The following is a 25,592-nucleotide window of genomic DNA, read 5'->3' as shown; positions in this document are numbered from 1 at the left end:
TTCAGCCCTCTTCGCCGGTGCGCCGGGGAGCCGCGTATTGCGGCATGGTGATGCAGGCGACGTTGCCGCCGCCGAGGAGAATTTCCCGCGAATTGTCGATGCCGACGATGCGGTGCCGGGGGAAGAGTTCGGCCAGGGTGGCCAACGCCGTTTTGTCGTTACGGTCGCCGAACAGCGGCACCACGATCGCGCTGTTGCCGGCGTAGTAGTTGATGTACGAGGCACAGATCCGCGTGCCGGCCTGGCGTGCATGGGTGCTGTCCAGCTGGTCCAGGCCTTCGGCTTCGGCGGCGGTCCATTCCAACACGTCGGGCTGCGGCAGCTTGTGCACCACCAGCTCTCGACCACGGCTGTCGCGGGTGCTGCGCAGGATGTCGTAGGCCTCCTGGTAGATTTCCCACTGCGGGTCGTCGCGGTTGTCGGTCCATTGCAGCACCACTTCGCCGGGGCGCACAAAACACGCCAGGTCGTCGACATGGCCGTCGGTCTCGTCGAACTTGCAGCCGCGCGGCAGCCAGATCACCTGCTCCGCGCCCAGGTAGTCGGTGAGGCGCCGGGTGACCTCGGCCTTGCCCAGGTGCTGGTTGCGATTGCGGTTGAGCAGGCACTGCTCGGTGGTGAGAATACTGCCCTGGCCATCGCTCTGGATGCCGCCCAGCTCGGCAATCAGCGGCGCGCGGTAGCGGTCGAAGTTTTCGATCTCGAGGATCTTGCTGGCGATCTGGTCGTCCTTGTCCCAGGGGTAATACAGGCCGCCGTCGAGGCCGCCATAGGCGTTGAACTCGAAATCGACGCCGCGCACTTCGCCGCTCTGGTCATTGACCACGAAGCACGGCCCGCTGTCGCGGAACCAGGTGTCGTTGCAGGTCATTTCCACCACCCGCACCTGCGGCGGCAACAGCCGGCGAGCATTGGCGAACTGGGCGGCGGAAGCACAGACGGTGACCGGTTCGCTCTGGGCAATCGCGGTAACGATCCGCACCCAGACCTTCTGCGCCGGCTTGGCGCCGTTGCGCCAGACGTCGGTGCGCTCCGGCCAGCCGAGCCAGCAACCGGCCTTGGTTTCGAATTCGCCGGGCAGGCGGAAACCATCGTGTTTGGGAGTGGTGTCGAGCAATCGGGCCATGGGGCAAACCTCGTCGGTGCTGGGGAATGGCCACCAAACTAGCGCCGCGCCGGGTCAAGGCACCAACGATGAATATTGCGCGACAGTTGAATTCAACTCATCAATCGCTCAACTGATCGCTGAACCAGTCCAGCAACTGCATCAGCGCCGGGCGCTCCAGGCGCACCCGCTCGCACACCAGGGCGTACTGCCCCAGGGCGGTCATGCTGGCGGCGTTGAAGGGCCGCACCAGTCGGCCATTGAGCAGGTCTTCCTGGGCCGTCAGGTTATCGCCCATGGCCACGCCCTGCCCTTGCGCCGCCGCTTCCAGCGCCAGCCCGGCGTGGGCGAAATACAGCTGGCGCGCCGGGCGCAAATCGCCGGCGTGGCTGGTCAGCCAGGCGGTCCAGGTCTTGCCGTCCTGATCGTCGTGCAACAGGCAATGGCGGGCCAGGTCCCGCGGGCTTTTCAGGGTGCCCTGGTTGAACAGCCCGGGGCTGCACACGGGGAAGAACTGCAGGCTCGGCAACGGCCGCACGAAGTAGGCGCTGCTGTCCTGCGGGCCGCTGCCGTAGGTGATCGCCAGGTCGATGTCCTCGCCCGGCACACTGGCGTCGATCGGCTGTTCATAGAGATGCAGGGTGATATGCGGGTAACGCGCGGAAAAGTCCGCCAGCCGGCTCATCAGCCATTTCTGCGCCAGCTCGGCGGTCACCGCCAGGCGCAGCACCGCCAGGGAAGACGGATCGCGCAGCTCGTCGCAGGCTTCGCCGATCAGCTCGAAAGCCTGCTGCAGGCTCTGCATCAGCCGCCCGGCCGCCAGGGTCGGGCGGATCTGCCGGCCCTCGCGGACGAACAACGACACCCCGAGTTGCTCTTCGAGCTGGCGGATCTGATGGCTCACCGCGCTGTCGGTGACGCACAGCTCAGCCGCCGCCCGACCAAAATGCGCATGCCGCGCCGCGCACTCGAAAGTCCGTAATGCCGCCAGGGAAGGCAGACGTCGCATAATCCAAGCCCCCGAAATGAAGGCGCCCATGCTGCCGCGATGCAGCGCCAGCGTCCAGCACCCCGTAGGAGCGAGGCTTGCCTGCGATAAGCCCGCAAGAGCGCTGCACATCTCAAGGCCCCATCGCCAGCAAGCTGGCGCCTACAAGGATCGTGCAAACCGCCTCTCCTGCAAGTAAAGGCGTTGCGTCAGTTCATCCCCAGCCAGTTCGGCAGCGCCAGGGAAATGAACGGCACGTAGGTCACCAGGATCAGGAACGCCAGCAGGATCATCAGCCACGGCAACGCCGCGCGGATGGTCTGGCCGAGCGTCAGGCCGGTCACCGCCGAGGTGACGAACAGGTTCAGGCCCACCGGTGGATGCACCAGGCCGATCTCCATGTTGACCACCATGACGATCCCCAGGTGGATCGGGTCGATACCCAGCTTCATGGCGATCGGGAAGAAGATCGGCGCCAGGATCAGCACAATGGCCGAAGGCTCCATGAAGCTGCCCGCCACCAGCAGCACCACGTTGACCATCAGCAGGAAACCGATGGGCGACAGCCCGGCGTCCATGACGAAGGTGGTGATCTGCTGCGGGATCTGCTCGGTGGTCAGCACATGAGCGAAGAGCATGGCGTTGGCGATGATGAACATCAGCATGATCGACAGCCGGCCCGACTCCACCAGCACTTTCGGGCAGTCGCGCAGGCGCATGTCCTTGTAGACGAACAGCGCGACGAAGGCCGAATACACCGCCGCCACCGCCGCCGCCTCGGTCGGGGTGAACAGGCCGCTGTAGATGCCGCCGAGGATGATCACCAGCAACAGCAGGCCCCAGAAGGCCCGGCGCGCGGTGCTCAGCCATTGGCGGAAGGACACCCGCGGTTGCGCCGGCAGCTTCTTGATCCGCGCGACGATGTAGATCACCACCATCAGGATCACGCCCAGCAGCAGCCCCGGCACCACACCCGCCATGAACAGCTTGCCGACCGAGGTTTCGGTGGCCGCCGAGTACACCACCATCACGATCGACGGCGGGATCAGGATGCCCAGGGTCCCGGCGTTGCAGATGATCCCGGCGCCGAACTCCCGTGGGTAGCCGGAACGCACCATGCCGGCCACGGCGATCGAACCCACCGCCGCCACGGTCGCCGGCGACGAACCGGACAGCGCCGCGAACAGCATGCACGCCAGCACCGCGGCAATCGCCAGGCCGCCACGGATGTGGCCGACGCAGGCGTTGGCGAAATCGATCAGGCGCTGCGCCACCCCGCCGGTGGTCATGAAGGCCCCGGACAGCAGGAAGAACGGGATCGCCAGCAAGGTATAGGCCTCGGAGGTTTCGAACAGCTTGATCGCCAGGGAGCTCAGGGAGTCCGGGCTGAACAGCAGGATCGACGTGGCGCCGGCCAGCCCCAGGGAAATGGCGATCGGCACGCCGAGGAACATGAACACGAACAGCATCAGAAACAGGCAGAGAATGGCCATCAGTGCTGATCCTCGTGGTGACTGGCAAGCTTGCTGGCCTCGGCCGCTTCATCGGCCAGGCCCAGGTTGATCTGCCCGCGCATGAGGATGCGCCACATGATTTCCAGGTAGCGGATCAGCACCAGGGCAAAACCGAAGGGCACGATCATCGCGATGTGCGACAGGTGGATGCCGAACCGGTCCAGGTCCTCGGCTTCGATGCCGGCCTGGATCAGCGCCATCAGCCACTTGAAGCTGGCGACCATGAACAGCCCGGCGTAGACCATGCAGCACAGGCAGGCGATCACCGCCAGCAGGCGCTGGGCCGGGCGCGAGGCCAGCTTGACCAGCGCGTCCACCCCCAGGTGCCCGGCGGTGCGCACGCCGTAGGAAATGCCGAAGAAGATCAGCCAGCCAAACAGCATCTTGGTCAGCGCCACGCTCCAGACCATGTCCTGGGCCAGCTCCATGAGGAAGTCGCCGATTCCCAGGAACAGCGCGCTGCCCCCTTCCCAGGCATCGCCGATGGCGTAGAACAGCGGGTAGAGGTTGTTGAGCACCACGTAGACGAAAGTCACCAGCGTCATGGCCGCCAGCAGGAAGGCGATGAACGCCTCTTCAAAATGTTCCCAGAACCGCCTCAGCCTGTGCATTGAGGTTCTCCGCGAAAGTGCCAGTGGAGTGCAGCCCGATAGCGGCTGCCGATGGGCCGCTGCGAGCGCAGCGGCCGGGATGCAGGTGGTTATTGCGCCTGGTTGGCGGCTTCGGCGGCCTGGATCAGGTCGGCGCCGATATCGCTCTCGAACTTCTTCCACACCGGGCGCATGGCCTCGCGCCACTCGTTGCGCTGCTCGGGAGTCAGGGCGACGATTTCGCTGGTCTTGGCGTCGATAATCTTCTGCCGGGACGTCTGGTTCAGGGCTTCGGCCTGCTTGTTCACTTCCACCGAGACCTCGGCCATGATTTTTTCCAGCTCGCCGCGCACATCCGCCGGCAGGCCGGTCCAGAACTTGGCGTTGGTGATCACCATGTAGTCGATCAGGCCGTGGTCGGTCTCGGTGAAGTACTTCTGCACCTCGTGGACCTTCTGGCTTTCATAGTTCGACCAGGTGTTCTCGGTGCCGTTGACCACGCCGGTCTGCAGGCCCTGGTAGACCTCGGCGAAGCTCATCTTGCGCGGGTTGGCGCGCACCGCCTTGAACTGCTCCTCAAGCACGCTGGAAGCCTGCACGCGGAACTTCAGGCCGCGGGCGTCCTTGGGTTCCACCAGTTTCTTGTTGGCCGACAGCTGCTTGAGGCCGTTGTGCCAATAGGCCAGGCCGAGGATGCCTTTGTCCTGCATGGCGGTCAGCAGCTGCTTGCCCTCGGCGTGCTGGAAGCGGTCGACGGCGGCGAGGTTGTCGAACAGGAATGGCAGGTCGTAGATCTGCACCTTCTTGGTGTACTGCTCGAACTTGGCCAGGGACGGCGCGAGCAACTGCACGTCGCCCAGCAGCAGCGCCTCCATTTCCTTGCCGTCGCCGAACAGCGAGGAGTTCGGATACACCTCGACCTTGACCCGGCCCGGCAGGCGCTCCTCGGCGAGCTTCTTGAACAGCAGGGCGCCCTGGCCCTTGGGGGTGTTTTCCGCCACCACGTGGGCGAACTTGATCACGATAGGGTCGGCGGCCTGCGCAAGACCGGCGCCCAGCAATGCGGCGGCACAGAACAACGCCCGGGAGAGCTTGAACATGGACTTCACCTTCTTATTGTTGTGGTTGATCGCAGAGTGCCTAAGGGCACGCGTATTGAGAATTTTGAATTTTTGATACCTGCGTTCGCCTGGGCCGAACGCCGCGCGCTACCGGCGATAGGCGCCTGAAGTTCCATCCCCCTACGATGGAATCAGCCGCAACCGAGCCTGTTGCAGATTCCTCCTAAATCCCTGCCCCTCCCTTCCCGGTACGGTTTTCAGCACCCTCTTCGACCGCACCAGGAACACCCATGGCCAACAACGGACCCGGGCCGATGCCCCGCCTTCTACGGCCCGCCATTCCCAATCAGAGCCCCAACCAACCACCCGTCGAACGCGCCGCCGAAACCGCACAGCCCGGCTACGGCGAACAGCTCTGGGCGCAGTACGAGAAGTACGCCAAGGAACCTGCGCCGCCGCCCGAAAAGGTTCAGGTAGCGCTGCGTATCGGGGTGTTCTTTGATGGCACCGGCAACAATGCCGGCAACTCGGCGATGGGTGAGTTGTGTGGGGCTCAGCATCCTGTTGAGGCATCTGATATCGATGGCAGTTGCAAACCGTATATGAGGGATCCGGAGAGTAGTTATGGGAATGGGGTGAGCAATATTAAAAAGCTGAGTGATCTGTATCACTCCGCTCAGCAAGCTGAGGGTGAGGGCCCGCAAAAGCGTGCCTTTCGTTCAATCTATGTCGAAGGTATTGGCACACGGACTGGCGAGAAGGACAGTCTGATTACTTCGGGGACAGGACGTGGCGGCACTGGAATCTCAGGGTGCGTGCAGAAAGCATTTCGTGCGATCGAGCAGCGTATCAATGAGGTCCTCGAAGAGTATCCGGAAACTGAAATCACCTCATTGACCTTCGATGCCTTCGGCTTTAGCCGAGGCGCGGCAGCGGCCCGGCATTTTGCCAATGAAGTCGTGCGCTGGCTTGGACCGCTGCAACTGATTTTTCACAGCCACTCCAAGGCCTTCAGCCCCAATTTCAACCGACAATACGGTCACGATGTCGATATGGGATTTATCGGCCTGTTCGATACGGTGCCGTCGGTTGCCGGGCTAAGCAATCTGGGTAATGTGCGCGGCGCCACTGCTCCGGGTATCAAGCTCCACCTCGACCGCCGCTACTTTCGCTCGGTGGTGCAACTGGTCGCCCGCGACGAGTACCGGGCTAACTTCGCGCTGAGCCGGGTCCAGCCCGATCATCTGGAAATCGCCCTGCCCGGCGCCCACTCGGATATCGGCGGTGGTTATCTGGATGAGGTGCAGGAGTGTGTACTCGTCAGTCCGATGCAAGCGCTGGAAGTCTCGATCAACACCGACGTGATCCACACCTCGATTTACCGGGATGCGGTCCAGGCAAGAACACGCTGGCTGGCCAAGGGTTGGCCCGCGCAGTGGCTGGAAATCGTCACACCGGAGCCGCTGTTGCTGCCCCAGGACCCACAGGACCGCCTCGTACCACGAAGAAAACGGGTGTATGCCGGCCTGCAACTCAAAAGGCCAATGACTAATAAGCTGGCGGGCGTGTATCTGCGCGTCATGTATGAGCAGGCCAAGCAGAACGGTGTGCGTTTTAACGTGATTGACGAACAGGACCCGGACTACGCACTCCCGCAAGAACTTCAAAGCCTTTGTGACAGGTTTGTCGCTGGGAACTACAGTACGACGCCAGCCGAAGAGACGATGCTCAAGCTGCGCTATATCCATCTCTCGGCCCACTGGAACCACCCGCTGGGCAAACAGGACGGCGGCAGCCTTAAAGTCGTCTATATCAATGCCCCCACGGCGGATGCCGTGCGTGTGCAACATCCTCACGTACCTGATTGGACGCTTTGGTAATGAGAATATTCATCGCCCTGCTGGGCGCCCTGCTATTAAGTGGCTGCTTAACCACGGACCCACTATCCGGAAAAAGCGACCCCAAAGATCCCTGGTGGGAAATGGGCTTCACCCAGCCGTACTACATGAAAGTCTGGGTCGAAGACACGGCTGTTGAAGACATCAACGGACGACTCTTCCGACATACCGGGCGTGGCTCCGCAGCAGATGGCGACCCGGGTTTGAAGAAGGAATGGGCTCGAGGCTGGAGCGGAGTTGGAGGCAATGGCAAGTCAGTGATAGGTGCCGACCTTCCCAAACGCATTTTCGTGCGCTGGCAGTCGGTCGTGGAACCACAGACTTATCGAGCCTGGGTAGATGTCCCGGAAGAAGCCCGGAAAATCATGACCACCTCGACGAATCGACGCTGCCCGGAAACTCCGCACCAGACTGCCCGCTATATGGCATCGGTCTATCTGGGCCTCGCTCCTGGCGGCATCGTACAAGTCTGGGTCAGGGACGAATGCCATCACCCGGTCAAAGTCGCCCGCGCCCAGGGTGAGATCGAGCCACTGGGCCCACACCTGGGCAAGTCCAACGGCCACTATTACCCCCTGTCCGAAAACTCCAAACGCTACATAGAGCAATACGGCATTCCCTATGGCAGTTGGTAACGCGCGCCTGCGCGATTGCAGTATTCAGGGACTCAGCGCCAGCAAGCGCTGGGCCCGCAGCAACACCGGCGCATCGACCATCTGGCCGTCGATCTGGTAGGCCCCGGCGCCGTGGCTGCCGGCGTCCACCACCCGTTGCGCCCAAGCCAGGTCTTCGGCGCTGGGGGCCAGGGCCTGGTGGATCACCGGCACCTGTTTCGGGTGAATGCACAAGGCGCCGGCAAAACCCATTTCATAGGCGTGGCGAATGGACTGGCGCAAACCCTCGGGGTCGTCGATGGCCGGGTGCACGCCATCCAATGGCGGCACCAGGCCGGCGGCGCGCGAGTGCAGGATCAGCGCCAGCCGCGCCTGGTCCAGGGCGAACTGCGCCGCCGCCGAACCGCTGCACAGGTTGAGGTCCAGCGCCAGGTCCAGGCCGCCGAAAGACAGGCGCTGCACCGCAGGAGCCCGGGCGATTTCCGCCAAAGCCAAGAGCCCGCGCGCGCTTTCGATGATCGGCCAGATCTGCTTGCCGGTGGCCGCCACGGTCGCCACCTGGGCGGCGCTTTCGACCTTGGGCAGCAGGATGCCGACCACCCCGGCCTGGGCTTTGCAGAACCCCAGGTCGGCGGCATGTTCGGCATGTTCCGGGGCATTGACCCGTACCCACAACCGCACTTGGGGCTGGCTGTTGAGGAACTGGCCGAGGTTGTCCCGGGCCTGGCGCTTGAGCGGCTCTTCCACGGCGTCCTCGAAGTCGACGATCACCACGTCGGCGCCGCTGGCCAGGGCCTTGCCGAAACGCTCGGGACGGCTGCCCGGGACAAACAAGGCAGAGCGGACAATAGGGTTGGGCATGTTGAATTCCTTGTAAGTGATGCGGGGTCCGCGGACCGGGGCACAGCAGATTTTTTTCTCTGTAGGAGCGAGGCTTGCCCGCGATGAGGCCCACAAGATCGATGCAAACCTCAAGGACCTCATCGCCAGCAATCGAGCGTCGACCGGCTGCTCCTACAGAAGCCGTGCAAGCCAGCTGACCTCAGATCACGCCGTCGGCCTGTAGCTGTTCGATGGCATCGCTGGACAGGCCCAGTTCGGCGAGGATCGCGCCGCTGTGCTGGCCCAGCCCGGGAACGCCGTCCATGCGCGGCTCGAACGCGGCATTGCGCGCCGGCGGCAGCAGCGACGGCAGCTTGCCGGCCGGGCTGTCGACCTCGCGCCAGCCGTCGCGGGCCTTGAGCTGCGGGTGCTGCCACACGCCCTGCATGTCGTTGACCCGGGCGCTGGCGATCTGCGCCTGCTCCAGCCGCTCGATCACCGCCTCCACCGTCAGCCGGGCGAAGCTGTCGACGATGATCTGCCGCAGCGCCTCGCGATTGGCCGAGCGCTTGAAGTTGGCCGAGAAGCGTTCGTCACCGGCCAGCTCCGGCATCAGCAGCACCTTGTCGCAGAACGCCGCCCACTCGCGTTCGTTCTGCAGGCCGAGCATCACCGTGCCGCCATCCCCCGCCGGGAACGGCCCGTAGGGGTAGATGGTCGAGTGCGCCGCGCCGGCCCGGGGCGGTGGCGGCGCGCCGTCGAAGGCGTAGTACATCGGGTAGCCCATCCACTCCACCAGGCTTTCCAGCATGCTCACGTCGATGCGGCTACCCTGCCCGGTCCTGCCGCGCAGCAACAGCGCCGAGAGGATGCCGCTGTAGGCGTACATGCCGGCGGCGATGTCGGCGATCGAGCAGCCGGCCTTGGCCAGTTGCTCCTCGCCCGGGCCGCCGGTCACCGACAGGAACCCGCCCTCGCTCTGGATCAGCAGGTCGTAGGCCTTTTTCTTCTCATAAGGGCCGCCCTCGCCATAACCGGAAATGTCACAGACGATCAGCCGCGGAAAGCGTTCATGCAGCGCCTCGAACGACAGGCCCATGCGCGCCGCCGCGCCCGGGGCGAGGTTCTGCACCAGCACGTCGGCCTGGGCCAGCAGGCGCTCGAGAATGTCGCCGGCGGCGTCCTGCTTGAGGTCCAGGGTCAGGCTTTCCTTGGAACGGTTGGTCCAGACGAAATGCGAGGCCAGGCCGCGCACGCGCTCGTCGTAGCCACGGGCAAAATCGCCGCTGCCGGGGCGTTCGACCTTGATCACCCGGGCGCCCAGGTCGGCCAGTTGGCGGGTGCAGAACGGCGCGGCGATGGCGTGTTCCAGGCTGACCACGGTGATGCCGTCCAGCGGCCGGGGTTGTGCGGTATTAAGTGTCATAAGGCGTCCTCGGGGCGGGCTCAGAGCAATTCGTTCAATTGCGCGGTGTCGCGCAGGTTCCACACCTGGCGGATCAGGGCCGCGCCCTGCTCCGCCGTGCGCGCGCCGGAGAAGCGCAGCAGGCGCTGGAACTTGTCCGCCAGCTCGGCCCGCGACAGGCCGTTGCCCGGATCGCCCTTGGGCTCGTCGATGGCACCGTGCAGGGTGCGGCCATCGTCGGTGCTGACCACTACACGGCCCAGCCAACGCTGCGGATAGGCACGATCCACCTCGGGGTCGAGGCGCATCGACACCTTGTCGCGAAACGCCGCCACCGCCGGGTCGTTCAGCGCCAGCTCCTGGAACTCCGGCAGCCCGGCCTTGCCATGCACGGCGATCAGGCCGAGCACGGTGCCCATGGAGAACTTGGCCTGGTGCACGGTCTGCGGCACCTTCACCCGCCCCAGCACATCGATGGCGCCCTGGTGCACGCGGGTTTCCACGCTGACGATCCGCTCATGGCTGAGGCCTTCGCGCTGCATCAGCGCCAGCAAGGCGTCGGCGGCCGGATGGGTGTGGCGGCAGGAGGCGTGGAACTTGAACGAGGTCTCCAACAAGGCCCAACGCAAACCGAGCCGATCGGACAGCCTGCTCGGCTCGGCATCCCAGGACATGCCCGCGGCCATTCCTTGCTCGCCTTCGAGAATATTGCGCGCGCCGGTCAGCCCGTCGCGGGTCAGGTAGGCGGCGAGCAGCCCGTCGGCCGCGGCCTTGGCCGTGTGCAACTGCTTGGAGTCCGCGGCGTCGCGCAGGAACTCCCAGAGCCCGGCGGCCTGGGTCCCGGCGCTGCCCAGCAGGTTGATGAACTGCGCCTGGTCGAAGTCCATCAACTTGCCCACCGCCACCGCCGCCGCGAGGGTGCCGACGGTGGCCGTGGTGTGGAAGATCCTGTAATGGGAACGGCCCATGAACTCGCCAATGCGAATCCCCGCCTCGTAGCCGGCCACCGCCGCCAGCAGCAGCTCCTGGCCGGACTTGCCCAGGTCCTGGGCCGCCGCCAACGCGGCCGGGAACACCACGGTGGCCGGGTGCAGCACCGAGCTGTTGTGCAGGTCGTCCTGCTCCACCAGATGGGAAGACGCGGCGTTCACCAGGGCGGCGAAATAGGCCGAGCTGCCGCGGCCGTTGACCAGGATCCGCGCCGGGCCATCGGCCGGGCCCATCTGCTCAGCGTAACGCTCGAACAACGGGATCGGATGCGCGCCCTGGCTGGCCAGGGCCGAGCCGAGCCAGTCGAGGAACAGTTCTTCGGTGCGCTCCAGCACGCTGTCGGGCAACTGCGGGTAACTCAGGCCGGCAAGGAACCCGGCCAAGGCTTGGGTATGGCTCATGCTCGGTTCCTCAGAAGCTGCGCGGCAGTTCGAGCAGGTGCTCGGCCACATAGGACAGGATCAGGTTGGTGGAGATTGGCGCCACCTGGTACAGGCGGGTTTCGCGGAACTTGCGCTCGACGTCGTATTCGCAGGCGAAGCCGAAACCGCCGTGGGTCTGCAGGCAGGCGTTGGCCGCTTCCCACGAGGCCTTGGCTGCCAGGTACTTGGCCATGTTGGCGCTGGCCCCGGCGTTAAGGCCGCTGTCGTATTCCTCGCAGGCGCGCCAGCGCATCAGGTCGGCGGCCTCGATCTCGACATGGGCTTCGGCGATGGGGAACTGCACGCCCTGGTTCTGCCCGATGGGCCGGCCGAACACCACGCGGTCGCGGGCGTACTGGCTGGCCTTGTCGATAAACCAGCGGCCGTCGCCGATGCACTCGGCGGCAATCAGCGTGCGCTCGGCGTTGAGGCCGTCGAGGATGTACCTGAAGCCCTTGCCCTCCTCGCCGATCAGGCTGTCGGCGGGGATTTCCAGGTTGTCGAAGAACAGCTCGTTGGTCTCGTGGTTGACCATGTTGGCGATCGGCTGCACGGTCAGGCCGTGGCCGATGGCCTCGCGCAGGTCGACCAGGAAGATCGACATGCCTTCGGATTTCTTCTTGACCTCGGCCAGCGGCGTGGTGCGCGCCAGCAGGATCATCAGGTCGGAATGCTGGATTCGCGAGATCCACACCTTCTGCCCGTTGATCACGTACTTGTCGCCACGCTTGATCGCGGTGGTCTTGATCTTGGTGGTGTCGGTGCCGGTGGTAGGCTCGGTGACGCCCATCGATTGCAGGCGCAGTTCGCCGCTGGCGAGCTTTGGCAGGTAGAAACGCTTCTGCGCTTCGCTGCCGTGCCGCAGCAGGGTGAACATGTTGTACATCTGCCCGTGCACGGTGCCGGAGTTGCCGCCGCAGCGGTTCACCTCCTCCAGGATCACCGAGGCTTCGGCCAGGCCCAGGCCGGAGCCGCCGTATTCGGCCGGGATCATCGCCGCCAGCCAGCCGGCGTCGGTCAGGGCCTTGACGAAGCGTTCCGGGAAACCTTTTTCTTCATCGATCTTGCGCCAGTAGGCGGCATCGAACTCGGCGCACAGGGCGCGCACGCCTTCACGGATGGCATTCAATTCTTCGTTGCTGTTGGGGTTCATCGAACGGCTCTCCGCCTGTGGTTATTGGGGTGGGATGGGGTCATTCCGGGATGGCGTCGAACAGCACTTCGCCGCGCTGGGCCAGGCCGGCGTCGTTGCCGGCCCAGAGCTCGGCGACGCCGGGGCGGACGATGCGCCCGCCGACCTCGAACGGCTGCGGCGCAATCAAGGGCCGCAGGCCGCGATAAGAAAACCGCCGCAGCCGGGCTCCGGGGTGGGCGCGGCAGAAGGCGCGCAGGCTGAGGGTGGCAATCAATGGGCCGTGGACCACCAGCCCCGGATAACCTTCGGTCGCGGTGACGTAGGGAAAGTCGTAGTGGATGCGATGGCCGTTGAAGGTCACCGCGCTGTAGCGGAACAACAGGGTCGGGCTGGGCTCGACGGTTTCGCGCCAGTCGCCCTGGATCAGCGGCTCGCCGCTGGCCTGCTTGGGCGGGGTCGGCTCCCGGTAGACGATGTCCTGTTCCTCGCGAATCGCCAGGCGACCGTCCTGGGAATACTCATGGCGCACAGTAACGAACAGCAGCGCGCCGCTGCGTCCGGTCTTTTCCTCGACCTGGCTGATGGTCGACACGCACTGCGCCTCGAACCCGGCGCGCAGCGGCTCGAAGAACTCCAGCCGGCCACCGGCCCACATGCGGTTGCGATTGGCCGCCGGCGGCAGGAAGCCGCCACGGGCCGGATGGCCGTCGCCACCCAGGGCGCTTTCGGCCAGGGGCTCCTGGAAAAAGCACCATTGCCACAGCGGCGGCAAGGCCGCGCCAGGGGCCGGCACGGGTTCGCCAAAGGTCGCGGCGATGCGCTTGAGCAGGTTGTCGCTGAGCAGGTCTCGGGCTTGCTGGCTACGGCCTGTCCAGGCGCTGGGGTCGGTCACGCTCATCGGGTCGGGTCCTGTTGCGGTGGTGGTGAGCCCGATCATGCAAGCCGCTGCGCGTTCTGAGAATTTGCATTTCAATAAACCGGCGTTCGGTTATGCTGAACGCCGCTTTGCCCCTCTTCCCTCCCAGGAGCCCGCCCATGCATTTCGATCTGGCCGACCTGCGCCTGTTTATCCATATCGCCGAATCGCCGAGCCTGACCCAGGGCGCCAAGCGCGCCTTTCTTTCGCCGGCGGCGGCCAGCGCGCGGATCAAGGCCCTGGAAAGCCAGCTCGAAACCCGCCTGCTGTACCGCGACAGCCGCGGCGTCGAAGTCACCCCGGCCGGCGAGCGGCTGTTGCAGCATGCGCGGCTGATCATGCGCCAGGTGGATTACCTGAAAAGCGAGTTCACCCAGTACGGCGGCGACTCCACCGGGCATATGCGCATCTTCGCCAACACCACGGCGGTGACCGAATTCCTCCCGGAGATCCTCGCCGGCTTTCTGTCGAAACGCCCGGGGGTCACGGTGGACCTGCAGGAACGCCTGTCCCGCGACATCGTGCGTGGCGTGCTCGACGGCACCGCCGACATGGGCATCATCGCCGGCCCGGTGGAAGCCAGTGGCCTGCAAGTCCTGCATTTCAGCACCGACCACCTGGTGCTGATCCTGCCGGTCGACCACCCGCTGGCGACGCAGCCGGCGGTGACCCTGGAGCAGACCCTGGCCTATCAACACATCGGCCTGCACGAAGGCAGCACCTTGCTGAGTTTTTTGCGCGAACACGTGGAGCGCACCGGCAAGCAGCTGTCGCTGCGGATCCAGGTGTCGAGCTTCGAAGCGATCTGCCGCATGGTCGAGGCCGGCGTGGGCATCGGCATCATTCCCGAATCGGCCGCGATCCGACACAGCCGCACCATGCAGCTGGTGACGGTGAAACTCGACGAGGCCTGGGCGGTGCGCGAGCGCAGCATCATTGTCCGTGAGCTGGAGGCCCTGCCCGGCACCGTGCGGGCGCTGATCGCCACCCTGATGCCCGAGGCCTGATCGCTCGGAGGCCAATCTGCCCCCTGGCGCAAAACCCTCTGCGACACCGCCGCCCGTTGACCTGAATCAAGGGCCCGGCGCCTGACAGGTGTGAATGTTCAGGCAAACCTCTGCACCTTCACGGAGACTTGCCCATGACCAGCACCGCCCTCCACACGCCTGCCCTGGCCGCCTTCGCCCGGTACAAAGGCGAACACTGGATAGACGCCCTCAACGACGGCAGCCCGGTGCTGATCCGCCCGTTGCGCGCCGAAGACCGCGAGCGGGAAAAGGCCTTTATCGAGAACCTTTCGCCGACCACCCGGCACCACCGCTTCCTGGGCGAAGTGAAGGAAGTCGGCGAGGCCCTGCTCAGCCAGTTGATGGATGTCGATGGCTGCGAGCGCGTGGCTTACGTGGCCCTGGTCCACGACAACGGCTCGCTGCGGGAAATCGGCATCAGCCGCTATGCCACCATCGGCACCGACGCGGACACCTGTGAGTTCGCCGTCACCGTGGCCGACGAATGGCAGCACAAGGGCCTGGACGCCTTGCTGATGCACCATCTGGTCGACCGGGCCAAGGGCCAGGGCTTCAAGCAGATGTACTCCCTTGATTGCCCGGCCAATCACCGCATGCGCGAACTGGCCGCGACCCTGGGTTTCCACCGCGCCATCGACCCGGACGACGCGACCCAGGTCCGTTACCACCTGGCGCTGTAGGCCGGCCTCAGCCCGCCGCCCCGCCACACTGCGCGCAAAACCGCACGCCGGTGGCCAGCGTGTTGCCGCACTGGCGGCACGCGGCGGGCTGCAGCGAGGTCCCGCACTGCTGGCAAAAACGCGACTAGGCTGTCGCTCATGCCCCATGGATCGTCGGAGGTCGTCATGCAACTCGAAGGTTCCTGCCATTGCGGCGCTGTCCACTTCAGCCTGGACAGCGCCCACCCTTACCCCTATCAACGCTGCTACTGCTCGATCTGCCGCAAGACCCAGGGCGGCGGCGGGTATGCGATCAACCTCGGCGGCGACGCCGCCAGCCTGAAAGTCCGCGGCCGCCAGCACATCTCGATCTACCACGCGCTGCTCAGGGAACCCGGCAAACGTGCCCGGCGCAGCAGCGCCGAACGGCATTTCTGCAGCCGCTGCGGCTCCGGGTTGTGGCTGTTCAGCCCAGAGTGGCCGGAACTGATCCATCCCTTCGCCTCGGCCATCGACACGCCGTTGCCGATACCGCCGGAACACACCCACCTGATGCTCGACTCCAGGGCGTCCTGGGTGGAAATCGACTGGCATCCCCATGACCTGCAATTCGCCCACTACCCCGAGGAATCTATTGCTCAGTGGCATGAGCGCCTGGACCTGCAACGCTAAGCGCCGGGCATTCACAGTCTTTGACAGTTTTGCGACAAAGCTGCCAAAGATTGCCCGCACCCGCGTCCCTAGCATGAGCGCATCCATTTCCCCACGGGTGCGCCATGTACGGTCGATTCTTCACGCTCTTCATTGGTGTGCTGCTCGGCGGCCTCAGCTGCCAGGGCACGCCGCCCCCGAAGCCCAGCGTCGAACCGCCGCCTGAAATCGCCACGCCACCCGAGACCGCCCTCCGCGCCAAGCCGGCCCCTGTCGCCCCGGCGCGCAAGGTCGCCCAGCGCCCGCGCGATGGCCTGGGCAGTTCCTATTCCAAAGCCAACGACCACTCCCACACCCTGCTGAGTTTCTAGCCGCGATGAAGACCTCGATCCGTCCGAAAACCTTGTGCCTGTCCCTTGCGTCGCTACCTCTGGCTTCGCTGTGCCTGCTGACGCCCTGCGGCCCGCTCTACGCCGCGGACTGGCAGTACCAGCTGCAAGCCGGCGTGGCCAGCCTGCCGCGCTACAGCGGCAGCGACGAACACAGCGTCGTCCCGATCCTGGGCGGCGAAATCGTCAGCCCCTACGGGGTGTTTCTCAACACCGAACAGGGCCTTGGCTGGGGCCATGAATGGGGCGACCTGGCGTTCAGCACCTGGGTCGGCCCCAGCGAAGCACGCAAGGACCGCAAGAGCGGCTACAAGGGCTCGGACCATCTGGCCGGCATGGGCTCGATCAAGTCCCGCGCGCAGTTTGGCGCCCACCTGGGCTACACCCTGGGCACCGTGGAGCTCGGGGCCACGCTGCAGCATGCGCTGAAGAAGAACGACGACCCGGACACCGGCTCGGCCTACAACCACCTGCAACTGAGCATCGGCAGCACGCTGTATGAGGGCCGGTACGGGCGCCTCGAGGGCAGCCTCAACAGCCAGTTCGGCGACGGCGACTACCTGCGCACCTGGTATGGCGTCAGCAACGCCCAGGCTGGCAGGACCCGCTTCGGCGCCTATCGGCCCAAGGGTGGTTTTCTCAGCCGGGGCGGCGACCTGACCTGGACCGTGCCGGTCAGTGAACAGATGAACGTATCGACGGTGCTGGCGCTGCAGTACCTGGGGCGGGAGGCGGCGGACAGCCCGATTGTCGAGCGGCGGCTGCAGACGTCGCTGGCGACCACGCTGGAGTACAGCTTTTAAGCGGTGTTGACCGTTCTGACGTTATCGCGCGCAAGCTGCCTGGGCTATTCGAGCTGCGCCCAGGTCATGCGAAACGACGCGCCGCCCCACTGCGAATCCGTCACCTCGACCTGGCCGCCGTGGGACTGCGACACCCGCCGCACCAGCGCCAGGCCAAGGCCGAAACCGCCGGTGCGGCGGTCGCGGCTGGCGTCGAGCCGGGAGAACGGCTCGAAGATCTTCGCCCGCCCTGCCACCGGCACGCCCGGGCCGTCGTCGTTGACCTGGACCTCATAACCCTGCCCAACCTGCACCAGGGACACCTCGACGCGCCGTTCGGCGTAGCGAATGGCATTGCGCAGCAGGTTGATCACCGCCCGCGCCATGAACCGCGGTTCGATGCTGATGTACTCGACCTCACAGGCCCGGATCGCCATCTGCACCCCCGCCGCCTCCGCCTCCAGGGCGACACTGCCGACCACGCTGTCGAGCCAGTTGCGGGCCTGGATGGTCTCGCGGTTGATCACCGTGGCGCCGTGTTCCAGGCTGGCGTAGGTCAGCAGTTCGGAAACCATTTCCTCCAGCTCGCCGAGGTCGGCGTACATGTCGGCGATCAGCTCGCGGCTCTGCCGCGGGTCGGACTGCTTGAGCTGGTCAAGCTCGAACGACAAGCGGGCGATGGGCGTGCGCAACTCATGGGACACCGCGTTGGTCAGCTCGCGCTGATTGGCGATCAGGCCTTCGATGCGGCTGGCCATCTGGTTGAAGTGCTGCGCCAGGTCGCGCACGCTGGAGCGCCGCGGCAGGCGGATGCGCGAGCCCAGGTCGTTATTGCCGAAGCGCTGGGCCGCCAGGCGGATCAGCTCCAGGTCGCGCCAATGCGGGCGTACCCAGAAATACAGGACCAGCGCCAGGCTGGCCCCGAGAAAGGCATAGGCCCAGAAATACAGCCACTTGGGCTCTTCCGGCAGGCGGATGCTCAGCAACTGCGGGCCGCCGTCGAGGTTGGCGATGAACTCGCTGAAGTCGCCACGCACCACCAGTTTGTTCTCGGCCAGCAGTTGGCGCTCGCGCTCGGACAGGTCCAGCTCATCCGCCTGCAACAGCCTCAGGCGCATGCCGTAGTGTTGTTGCAGCTCGGCCAGCCGCTGCTCGCGCGCCGCTCCCGTGACCGGCGACAGTTGGTTGACCAGGCTGTATCCCGGCCCGCGCATGGCCTCGCGGTTGTAGGTTTCGTTGGCGTCCGGCAACAGCTCGGAAAAGGTGTAGTTGACCGCCCAGATGGCCCCCGCCAGCCCCAGGGCCAGGATGATGTACAGACGCAGAAACAGCCGCAGCATCTAGAGCTCCCAGGCGAACGGATTGAACAGATAGCCCTTGCCCCAGATGGTCTTGATGCACACCGGCTCGCGAGGGTTGTCCTGGAGTTTGCCGCGCAGCTTGCTGATGTAGACATCGACGCTGCGGTTGAGGCCGTCGAAGGCGATGCCGCGCATGCGGTTGAGGATGTCGTCGCGGGAGAGGATTTTGCCCGCCGAGCTGGCCAGCAGCCACAGCAGCTCGAACTCCATGGTGGTCAACTCGATCAGCTCGCCGGCCAGGCGCACTTCCCGGCAACTGCGGTCGAGGGTCAGGCTGCCGAACTCCAGCGCGCCGCGCACCGTCGGCTCCGGCACCTGGCGCCGTTGCAGGGCGCGCAGGCGGGCCAGCAGCACCGGCGGCTTGATCGGTTTGATCACGTAGTCGTCGGCGCCGGACTCAAGACCGAGGATATGGTCCAGGTCGTCTTCCTTGGCGGTGAGAATGACGATGGGCGTGTCCGCCACGTTGCGGATCTCCCGGCACACGTGCAGGCCGCTCTGGCCCGGCAGCATCAGGTCGAGGACGACGATTTTCGGCTTGAACTCGAGAAAGGCCGCCAGCGCCACATCGCCACGATGTACCGTCAGGACCTCGAAACCGTGTTGGGACAGGAAGTGCGCGATCAGCCCGGCGAGCTTCTCGTCATCTTCCACCAGCAATACTTTGCCAAGACCCGGGTTATCCATAAATACCAGTCTGAGTGCGCACAATTGGGGCGCGCATTATAGGCGGCATCGGATAAGTCTGAGACCAGGGCAGACAGCAAAAACCGGCCCAGATGGCCGGTTTTCAATGATGTTTCATGCTTTTAAGAGTTTTTTACAATTTGCCCGTAGTTTTGAACCGACTTGGGCCGTTTTACAGAGTAGGCACGCCGCTGTGGAAGCGGAACTCCACGTCCGGCGACTCGATCAGTTCGCGCTCGGCGGCGCGCACCTTCTCGATCACCTGGGCGATGTCCTTGGCGTCGCCGTACTGATAGGCCAGCTTCAGGTAACCCTGGAAGTGCCGGGCCTCGCTTTTCAGCAGGCCGAAGTAGAACTTGCCCAGTTCTTCGTCCAGGTGCGGCACCAGCGCCTCGAAACGCTCGCAGCTGCGGGCCTCGATAAAGGCGCCGACCACCAGGGTGTCCACCAGCTTCACCGGTTCGTGGCTGCGCACCACCTTGCGCAGGCCCGAGGCATAACGCCCGGCCGACAACTGGCGCAGTTCGATCTTGCGCCGTTTCATCAGGCGCATGACCTGTTCGTGGTGCACCAGCTCTTCCCGGGCCAGGCGCGACATCATGTTGATCAGATCGACATGGGAGTGGTACTTGGCGATCAGGCTCAGGGCCGTGCTGGCCGCCTTGAACTCGCAGTTCTTGTGGTCGATCAGCAGGGTTTCCTGATCCGCCAGGGCCGCCTGGACCCAGGCATCCGGCGTGGGGCAGCCGAGGAACTCGTGAATTTCCGGCAGGTTCATGGTCGTTCGTCCTTCAGGGCAGCCTTCAAGGAAATGAGCGCGCAAGGCAGGACGGTGGCGACTTCAGGGATCGATAACATGGGGCTCACGGCATAAGGGTTCACGGCGAAGGGCGCCGATTATACCGGCCGCGCCACAGACCACCAGCCGCGGCGCTTGATGTGCGTCAACAGCCACGGCGACGCGCAGCAACTATAGTTGTGCAACATAGCCTTCATCCCTCTCTGGAGATCCCGACCATGCAAGCCATCCGCAGCATCCTGGTGGTCATCGAGCCCGAGCATTCCGAAAGCCTCGCGCTCAAGCGCGCCAAGCTGATCGCCGGGGTGACCCAGGCCCATCTGCACCTGCTGGTGTGCGACAAGAAGCACGAGCATTCGGCGCTGTTGAGCGTGCTCAAGAGCAGCCTGCTGAGCGAGGGCTACAGCGTGACCACCGAGCAGGCCTGGAACGACAGCCTGCACAGCACCATCATCGACGTGCAGCAGGCCGAAGGCTGTGGCCTGGTGATCAAGCAGCACTTTGCCGACAACCCGCTGAAAAAGGCCCTGCTCACCCCCGCCGACTGGAAACTGCTGCGCTATTGCCCAAGCCCGGTGCTGCTGGTGAAAACCGCCAAGCCCTGGACCGGCGGCGTGATCCTGGCGGCCATCGATGTCGGCAACACCGACGGCGAGCACCGTACCCTGCATGCCAGCATCATCGACCATGGTTTCGACATCGCCAGCCTGGCCAAGGCGCAGTTGCATGTGATCAGCGCCCATCCGTCGCCGATGCTGTCGGCGTCCGACCCGGTGTTCCAGCTCAAGGAAACCATCGAGGCGCGCTACCGCGAGCAGTGCAAAGCGTTCCAGGCCGAGTTCGACATCGACGATACCCACCTGCATATAGAGGAAGGCCCGGCGGACGTGCTGATCCCGCACACCGCCCATGAGCTGCAGGCGGCGCTGACCATCATCGGCACCGTGGCGCGCACCGGGATTTCCGGGGCGCTGATCGGCAATACCGCGGAAGTGGTGCTCGATGCCCTGGAAAGCGACGTGCTGGTGCTCAAGCCGGAGGACATCATGGACCACCTGGAAGAGGTGGCCGGCAAGCATTGAGGGATGGGTTGACTGATAGAACGCCATCGCGAGCAAGCTCGCTCCTACAGAAACCCACCTTTGTAGGAGCAGCCGGTCGACGCTCGATTGCCCGCGATGCTTTTAGCAGTCAGGCGCCAAAGGCGTCCTTGAGGAACCCCGGGGCGATATAACGCTGGTAGTGGGCTTCCGACAGGAGGAAAAACTCCCGATCGATGGCATCGCGCAATTCCGGCAGTTCCCAGTCGCGAAACTCCGGCAGCAACACCATCCCATAGGCTTCCAGCTGGTTGATCACCCGCGCCCCGCGGGCGATCAGCTGATAGGCCCAGCAATATTCCGACTGGTGCGGCACGAAGCGGATCTTGCGCTGCTCCAGTTGCTCGCGCAGCCGCTGGGGGTCGAAGACTTCCAGCTTGGCCGCCATCACCTGCACCAGCAATTGCTCGAGACGCAGCCACACCGCGTGCTTTTCTTCCTCGTTGTAGCCGTTCCAGTGGATCACTTCGTGGTGGAAACGCTTGCAGCCACGGCACACCAGGTCACCGTAGACAGTGGAGCAAAGGCCGACGCAGGGGGTCTTGATGGTCTGATTGGGCATAAGTAGGCAATTGGCGGAAAAAAGCGAAACAGGCCCGCATGTTAGCCCTTTGTCTAACATTGATCACCCCTCAAACTTCGGGGCATCAGGGTCTATTGGACTTTGGTGGCGGCCGCGACGGATGCCCGCTTGGTGCAGGGCAAGGCGCGAGGAACGCAGTTTGGTTGTTCCAAATAAGTTCCGAGCAACGCAGCCCTGCACCAAGCGGGCCCCGTCCCTTCGGGTTGCGTGCCAACGTGTGCGAGGCTGCGTTGCGGGATTTGCCAAGGGAACAACCATTGGCGGCATCCCGCGCCTTGCCTCGCACACGTTGGCCCAGCAACGCGGCTCGCCACCAAAGTCCAATAGACCCTGCCTTACCTTAATTTTTTTTTTGCCGTAGAATCAGCCAGCCTTTTTAGGCGCCAATGTCCGTTAGAAGCTGTTTTCAAAGCGTCACGAGCACAGTCGTTCCTTCAGAGCGGTGTTGGCGATGGGTCTTTCCAGCGGGGAAAGCCCAGCGCCAACCCTCATCAGCTCCCGTTCTGCAGGCGTAAAACTTTGAAAGCAGCTTCTGTAAGGAATTGCCGGTAATTCTGGCTAAGCGACCCACAACGTCACGCAGCGCATGAGTACGGCAATTTCGGGATGAGCGTCCCGGACACCCATTTGGGACCACTGATGAGGGTAATACTGTGCTTGAAGCCTACCGCAAACATATCGAAGAGCGTGCAGCCCTGGGTATCGTTCCCCAGCCGCTAAACGCCGAACAAACTGCAGGCCTGGTCGAGCTGCTGAAGAATCCCCCCGCTGGCGAAGAAGCCTTCCTCGTTGACCTGATCACCAATCGCGTTCCGCCAGGAGTCGACGAAGCCGCCTATGTGAAGGCCGGTTTCCTCTCCGCGCTGGCCAAAGGCGAAGCCAAATCCCCTCTGCTGGACAAGAAGCGCGCCGTTGAACTGCTGGGCACCATGCAGGGCGGCTACAACATCGTGACCCTGGTCGAGTTGCTGGACGACGCCGAGCTGGCGCCGGTCGCGGCCGCACAGCTCAAGCACACCCTGCTGATGTTCGATGCCTTCCACGACGTCGCGGAAAAAGCCAAGAACGGCAACGTTCACGCCCAGGGCGTACTGCAATCCTGGGCCGACGGCGAGTGGTTCAAGAACCGCCCGGTACTGGCCGACAAGATCAGCCTGCGCGTGTTCAAGGTGACGGGCGAAACCAACACCGACGACCTGTCCCCTGCCCCGGATGCCTGGTCCCGTCCTGACATCCCGCTGCACGCCCTGGCCATGCTGAAAATGGCCCGTGACGGCATCGTTCCGGACGAGCAAGGCAAGACCGGCCCGATGAAGCAGATCGAGGAAATGCGCGGCCAGGGCTTCCCGATCGCCTACGTCGGCGACGTGGTCGGCACCGGTTCGTCCCGTAAATCGGCAACCAACTCCGTGCTGTGGTTCTTCGGCGACGACGTTCCTTACGTGCCGAACAAGCGCGCAGGCGGCTTCTGCTTCGGCAGCAAGATCGCACCGATCTTCTACAACACCATGGAAGACGCCGGCGCCCTGCCGATCGAATTCGACGTGTCGAAGATGAACATGGGCGACGTGATCGACCTGTACCCGCACGCCGGTAAAGTCACCAAGCACAACAGCGACGAAGTCCTGGCCACCTTCGAAATGAAGACCCCGGTCCTGCTCGACGAAGTCCGTGCCGGCGGCCGTATCCCGCTGATCATCGGCCGTGGCCTGACCGAGAAGGCCCGTACCGAACTGGGCCTGCCGCCTTCGGACCTGTTCAAGAAGCCGGAAGCGCCGGCCGAAAGCACCAAGGGCTTCACCCTGGCGCAGAAAATGGTCGGCAAGGCGTGCGGCGTGACTGGCGTGCGTCCAGGCACCTACTGCGAACCGAAGATGACCACCGTCGGCTCCCAGGACACCACTGGCCCGATGACCCGTGACGAACTGAAGGACCTGGCTTGCCTGGGCTTCTCCACCGATCTGGTGATGCAGTCGTTCTGCCACACCGCGGCCTATCCGAAGCCGATCGACGTCACCACCCACCACACCCTGCCTGACTTCATCATGACCCGTGGCGGCGTGTCCCTGCGTCCGGGCGACGGCATCATCCACAGCTGGCTGAACCGCATGCTGCTGCCGGACACCGTCGGCACCGGTGGCGACTCCCACACCCGTTTCCCGATCGGCATCTCGTTCCCGGCCGGTTCCGGCCTGGTGGCCTTCGCCGCCGCCACTGGCGTCATGCCGCTGGACATGCCGGAATCGATCCTGGTCCGTTTCAAGGGCAAGCTGCAGCCTGGCGTCACCCTGCGTGACCTGGTCCATGCCATCCCTTACTACGCGATCCAGAAAGGCCTGCTGACCGTCGAGAAGAAAGGCAAGAAGAACGCCTTCTCCGGCCGCATCCTGGAGATCGAAGGTCTGGAAACCCTGACCGTCGAGCAAGCCTTCGAACTGTCCGACGCCTCGGCCGAACGTTCGGCTGCCGGTTGCACCATCAAGCTGTCCAAAGAGTCGATCGCCGAATACCTGCAGTCGAACATCACCCTGCTGCGCTGGATGATCGGCGAAGGCTACGGCGATGCCCGCACCCTGGAGCGTCGCGCCCAGGCGATGGAAGCCTGGCTGGCCAACCCTGAGCTGCTGGAAGCCGACAAGGACGCCGAATACGCCGAAGTCATCGAGATCGACCTGGCCGACGTCAAGGAGCCTGTGCTCTGCGCGCCGAACGATCCGGACGACGCTCGCCTGCTCTCCAGCGTCGCTGGCGAGAAGATCGACGAAGTGTTCATCGGTTCCTGCATGACCAACATCGGTCACTTCCGCGCTGCCGGCAAGCTGCTGGATCAGGTCAAGGGCCAGCTGCCAACCCGTCTGTGGCTGTCGCCGCCGACCAAAATGGACGCTCACCAACTGACCGAAGAAGGCTACTACGGCATCTACGGCAAGGCTGGCGCGCGCATGGAAATGCCGGGCTGCTCGCTGTGCATGGGTAACCAGGCCCGCGTCGAACCGAACTCCACCGTGGTTTCGACTTCGACCCGTAACTTCCCGAACCGTCTGGGTGACGGCGCGAACGTCTACCTGGCTTCGGCCGAGCTGGCGTCCGTTGCGTCCATCCTGGGTCGCCTGCCGACCGTCGAGGAGTACATGGAATACGCCGGCAAGATCGACAGCATGGCAGCGGACGTGTACCGCTACCTGAGCTTCGACCAGATCGCCGAGTTCCGTGAGGCTGCCGCGAACGCCAAGATTCCGGTGGTTCAAGCCTAAGGCTGCAAGGCAATGAAGAACGCCGCGTATCCCACGACGATACGCGGCGTTTTTTTTATCCCGGCGATCCGCTCGCTAGTCGCTCTGGCGGCAGAACGCCAGGCGTCTTTACCTACCAGATCTGGTAGTTGTTAGCCCTCCCCCGCCCTTGCTAAAAATCACGCCACTGCCAATGGCGCCCGACGCTCGCCCGAATGTCGAACGCTGCCTGCTTGCCACGGCCTTGGGATGACAGCTGTCAACCCGCGCCGATCGTTCGAAGCGCTCACACGACTATAAAAACATTCCGCGCACGACAGCTGGATCTCAGCTGCCGCGGATTCTTTCGCCCCGTCAAAAGCAACAAATGGAGGTGTGCTATGTGGCGTAACCATTGTGTGATCGAGAACGCGTTCAACGACTACCCCGGGCACGTCGAACAACCGGGCAACGACCCGCAGCGCAAGACTCATGTGCGCGATCGCAGCTTCGCGGCGATCGAGGGCAGCGGGCATTTTCTCGACCTGGAATCGAGAACCGCCGCCAACGGCGTGCATCGCGCCTGCGCAGCCCGCGAGCCAGCCACCGCTGTGGAACCCATCACCCGCCTGCGCTTTGCCTGAAGCTGTCCCCTGCCCCTTGGCCAGAGACGGCCAGAACACTCAAGGAAAAGAGTTATGCGCATGCTCGCCAGCGGTTTTGCCGGGGACGTCTTTTGCCCTTATCGGCCAGGCCAGTACCTTTGCAGCACCCCGCCACATAGTGACATAGCACCGCAGGCCAGCCTTGGCCATGAGCCCCCTCCACGCCTACCACCGCCCCAATTGCCGGCCCCGCACCCGGGTGCCCTGGTGCAAAGC

General features: G+C 64.3%; 24 protein-coding genes and 1 pseudogene. 10 read left to right on the top strand and 15 right to left on the bottom strand.

Annotation, left to right across the window (positions count from 1 at the left end; all coding sequences use genetic code 11):
• Position 1: 1 nt before the first annotated feature.
• The 5 genes from aguA to dctP all read right to left on the bottom strand — a co-directional run bounded on the left by aguA (position 2) and on the right by dctP (position 5,297).
• A complete protein-coding gene (gene aguA, locus AC3RCP_RS13590) occupies positions 2-1,126 on the bottom strand; it encodes an agmatine deiminase (protein ID WP_492569960.1) in 1,125 nt (374 codons plus the stop codon).
• 100 nt (positions 1,127-1,226) lie between these two features.
• Positions 1,227-2,114 (bottom strand): LysR substrate-binding domain-containing protein, encoded by an 888-nt coding sequence (locus AC3RCP_RS13585; protein WP_085531287.1) that lies wholly within the window; start codon positions 2,112-2,114, stop codon positions 1,227-1,229.
• 188 nt (positions 2,115-2,302) lie between these two features.
• Entirely contained in the window at positions 2,303-3,586 is a 1,284-nt protein-coding gene (dctM, locus tag AC3RCP_RS13580; RefSeq protein WP_007931262.1) for a C4-dicarboxylate TRAP transporter large permease protein DctM, read from the bottom strand.
• Complete coding sequence (locus AC3RCP_RS13575; protein ID WP_492569958.1) at positions 3,586-4,218, bottom strand: TRAP transporter small permease; 633 nt, start codon at positions 4,216-4,218, stop codon at positions 3,586-3,588. Before AC3RCP_RS13575 ends, dctM begins: the two co-directional genes overlap by 1 nt.
• A gap of 89 nt (positions 4,219-4,307) precedes the next feature.
• Positions 4,308-5,297 carry a C4-dicarboxylate TRAP substrate-binding protein DctP gene (gene dctP / locus AC3RCP_RS13570; protein ID WP_492569956.1) on the bottom strand — a complete coding sequence of 330 codons (990 nt, stop codon included), beginning with the start codon at positions 5,295-5,297 and terminating at the stop codon, positions 4,308-4,310.
• A 251-nt stretch (positions 5,298-5,548) separates the two neighbouring features.
• On the opposite strand from dctP, the gene AC3RCP_RS13565 reads away from it, so the two are divergent.
• Together AC3RCP_RS13565 and AC3RCP_RS13560 are read left to right on the top strand one after the other, a co-directional pair.
• Complete coding sequence (locus AC3RCP_RS13565; protein WP_492569954.1) at positions 5,549-7,138, top strand: phospholipase effector Tle1 domain-containing protein; 1,590 nt, start codon at positions 5,549-5,551, stop codon at positions 7,136-7,138.
• Positions 7,138-7,791: a DUF2931 family protein gene (locus AC3RCP_RS13560; protein WP_101337648.1), complete on the top strand. Its 654-nt coding sequence runs from the start codon at positions 7,138-7,140 to the stop codon at positions 7,789-7,791. Before AC3RCP_RS13565 ends, AC3RCP_RS13560 begins: the two co-directional genes overlap by 1 nt.
• Before the next feature lie 24 nt (positions 7,792-7,815).
• On the opposite strand, the gene AC3RCP_RS13555 is transcribed toward AC3RCP_RS13560, so the two are convergent.
• The 5 genes from AC3RCP_RS13555 to AC3RCP_RS13535 all read right to left on the bottom strand — a co-directional run bounded on the left by AC3RCP_RS13555 (position 7,816) and on the right by AC3RCP_RS13535 (position 13,442).
• Positions 7,816-8,631 (bottom strand): HpcH/HpaI aldolase/citrate lyase family protein, encoded by an 816-nt coding sequence (locus tag AC3RCP_RS13555; protein ID WP_492569952.1) that lies wholly within the window; start codon positions 8,629-8,631, stop codon positions 7,816-7,818.
• A 181-nt stretch (positions 8,632-8,812) separates the two neighbouring features.
• Positions 8,813-10,018: a CaiB/BaiF CoA transferase family protein gene (locus AC3RCP_RS13550; RefSeq protein ID WP_492569950.1), complete on the bottom strand. Its 1,206-nt coding sequence runs from the start codon at positions 10,016-10,018 to the stop codon at positions 8,813-8,815.
• 20 nt (positions 10,019-10,038) lie between these two features.
• The gene (locus tag AC3RCP_RS13545; RefSeq protein ID WP_492569949.1) at positions 10,039-11,388 is read right to left on the bottom strand and encodes an MmgE/PrpD family protein; all 1,350 of its coding nucleotides are present in this window, start codon (positions 11,386-11,388) and stop codon (positions 10,039-10,041) included.
• Between the two features lie 10 nt (positions 11,389-11,398).
• On the bottom strand, positions 11,399-12,562 hold the full coding sequence (locus AC3RCP_RS13540) for an acyl-CoA dehydrogenase family protein (RefSeq protein WP_492569947.1): 1,164 nt from the start codon (positions 12,560-12,562) through the stop codon (positions 11,399-11,401).
• Positions 12,563-12,602: 40 nt separating this feature from the next.
• Positions 12,603-13,442: an HTD2 family dehydratase gene (locus AC3RCP_RS13535; RefSeq protein WP_492569945.1), complete on the bottom strand. Its 840-nt coding sequence runs from the start codon at positions 13,440-13,442 to the stop codon at positions 12,603-12,605.
• Between the two features lie 137 nt (positions 13,443-13,579).
• On the opposite strand from AC3RCP_RS13535, the gene AC3RCP_RS13530 reads away from it, so the two are divergent.
• Together AC3RCP_RS13530 and AC3RCP_RS13525 are read left to right on the top strand one after the other, a co-directional pair.
• The gene (locus AC3RCP_RS13530; protein WP_007931251.1) at positions 13,580-14,467 is read left to right on the top strand and encodes a LysR family transcriptional regulator; all 888 of its coding nucleotides are present in this window, start codon (positions 13,580-13,582) and stop codon (positions 14,465-14,467) included.
• Positions 14,468-14,601: 134 nt separating this feature from the next.
• On the top strand, positions 14,602-15,168 hold the full coding sequence (locus tag AC3RCP_RS13525) for a GNAT family N-acetyltransferase (RefSeq protein ID WP_007931250.1): 567 nt from the start codon (positions 14,602-14,604) through the stop codon (positions 15,166-15,168).
• A 7-nt stretch (positions 15,169-15,175) separates the two neighbouring features.
• On the opposite strand, the pseudogene AC3RCP_RS13520 reads toward AC3RCP_RS13525, so the two are convergent.
• A pseudogene (locus AC3RCP_RS13520) lies at positions 15,176-15,280 on the bottom strand (double zinc ribbon domain-containing protein); the annotation flags it as partial.
• A 53-nt stretch (positions 15,281-15,333) separates the two neighbouring features.
• Between AC3RCP_RS13520 and AC3RCP_RS13515 the strand changes: the two are divergent.
• The 3 genes from AC3RCP_RS13515 (at position 15,334) to AC3RCP_RS13505 (ending at position 16,990) form a co-directional block, all read left to right on the top strand.
• A complete protein-coding gene (locus AC3RCP_RS13515) occupies positions 15,334-15,819 on the top strand; it encodes a GFA family protein (protein ID WP_101337641.1) in 486 nt (161 codons plus the stop codon).
• A 104-nt stretch (positions 15,820-15,923) separates the two neighbouring features.
• Complete coding sequence (locus AC3RCP_RS13510; RefSeq protein ID WP_053260775.1) at positions 15,924-16,169, top strand: hypothetical protein; 246 nt, start codon at positions 15,924-15,926, stop codon at positions 16,167-16,169.
• Positions 16,170-16,174: 5 nt separating this feature from the next.
• Entirely contained in the window at positions 16,175-16,990 is an 816-nt protein-coding gene (locus AC3RCP_RS13505; RefSeq protein ID WP_492569942.1) for a MipA/OmpV family protein, read from the top strand.
• 44 nt (positions 16,991-17,034) lie between these two features.
• Here AC3RCP_RS13505 and AC3RCP_RS13500 read toward each other — a convergent pair whose 3' ends face one another.
• From AC3RCP_RS13500 to AC3RCP_RS13490, 3 genes are all read right to left on the bottom strand, one after another.
• Positions 17,035-18,309 carry an ATP-binding protein gene (locus AC3RCP_RS13500; protein ID WP_101337639.1) on the bottom strand — a complete coding sequence of 425 codons (1,275 nt, stop codon included), beginning with the start codon at positions 18,307-18,309 and terminating at the stop codon, positions 17,035-17,037.
• Positions 18,310-19,017, bottom strand: a complete 708-nt coding sequence (locus AC3RCP_RS13495; RefSeq protein ID WP_007923858.1) for a winged helix-turn-helix domain-containing protein — start codon at positions 19,015-19,017, stop codon at positions 18,310-18,312.
• A gap of 172 nt (positions 19,018-19,189) precedes the next feature.
• On the bottom strand, positions 19,190-19,795 hold the full coding sequence (locus tag AC3RCP_RS13490; protein ID WP_007923860.1) for a MiaE family protein: 606 nt from the start codon (positions 19,793-19,795) through the stop codon (positions 19,190-19,192).
• Positions 19,796-20,034: 239 nt separating this feature from the next.
• Here AC3RCP_RS13490 and AC3RCP_RS13485 point away from each other — a divergent pair, with 239 nt between their 5' ends.
• Positions 20,035-20,898, top strand: coding sequence for a universal stress protein (locus tag AC3RCP_RS13485; protein WP_007923862.1), 864 nt, complete (start codon positions 20,035-20,037; stop codon positions 20,896-20,898).
• A gap of 109 nt (positions 20,899-21,007) precedes the next feature.
• On the opposite strand, the gene AC3RCP_RS13480 is transcribed toward AC3RCP_RS13485, so the two are convergent.
• Positions 21,008-21,478, bottom strand: coding sequence for a DUF1289 domain-containing protein (locus AC3RCP_RS13480; RefSeq protein ID WP_009043436.1), 471 nt, complete (start codon positions 21,476-21,478; stop codon positions 21,008-21,010).
• A 674-nt stretch (positions 21,479-22,152) separates the two neighbouring features.
• Here AC3RCP_RS13480 and acnB point away from each other — a divergent pair.
• Both acnB and AC3RCP_RS13470 read left to right on the top strand, forming a co-directional pair.
• Positions 22,153-24,753, top strand: a complete 2,601-nt coding sequence (gene acnB / locus AC3RCP_RS13475; RefSeq protein WP_007923866.1) for a bifunctional aconitate hydratase 2/2-methylisocitrate dehydratase — start codon at positions 22,153-22,155, stop codon at positions 24,751-24,753.
• A 359-nt stretch (positions 24,754-25,112) separates the two neighbouring features.
• Positions 25,113-25,355: a hypothetical protein gene (locus AC3RCP_RS13470; protein ID WP_492569939.1), complete on the top strand. Its 243-nt coding sequence runs from the start codon at positions 25,113-25,115 to the stop codon at positions 25,353-25,355.
• Positions 25,356-25,592: the final 237 nt, after the last annotated feature.

It is taken from the genome of Pseudomonas sp. GW822-FHT05A08, assembly GCF_058800485.1.
The sequence above is the reverse complement of the archived record's forward strand: the minus strand, read 5'-3'. Positions and strand labels throughout refer to the sequence as shown.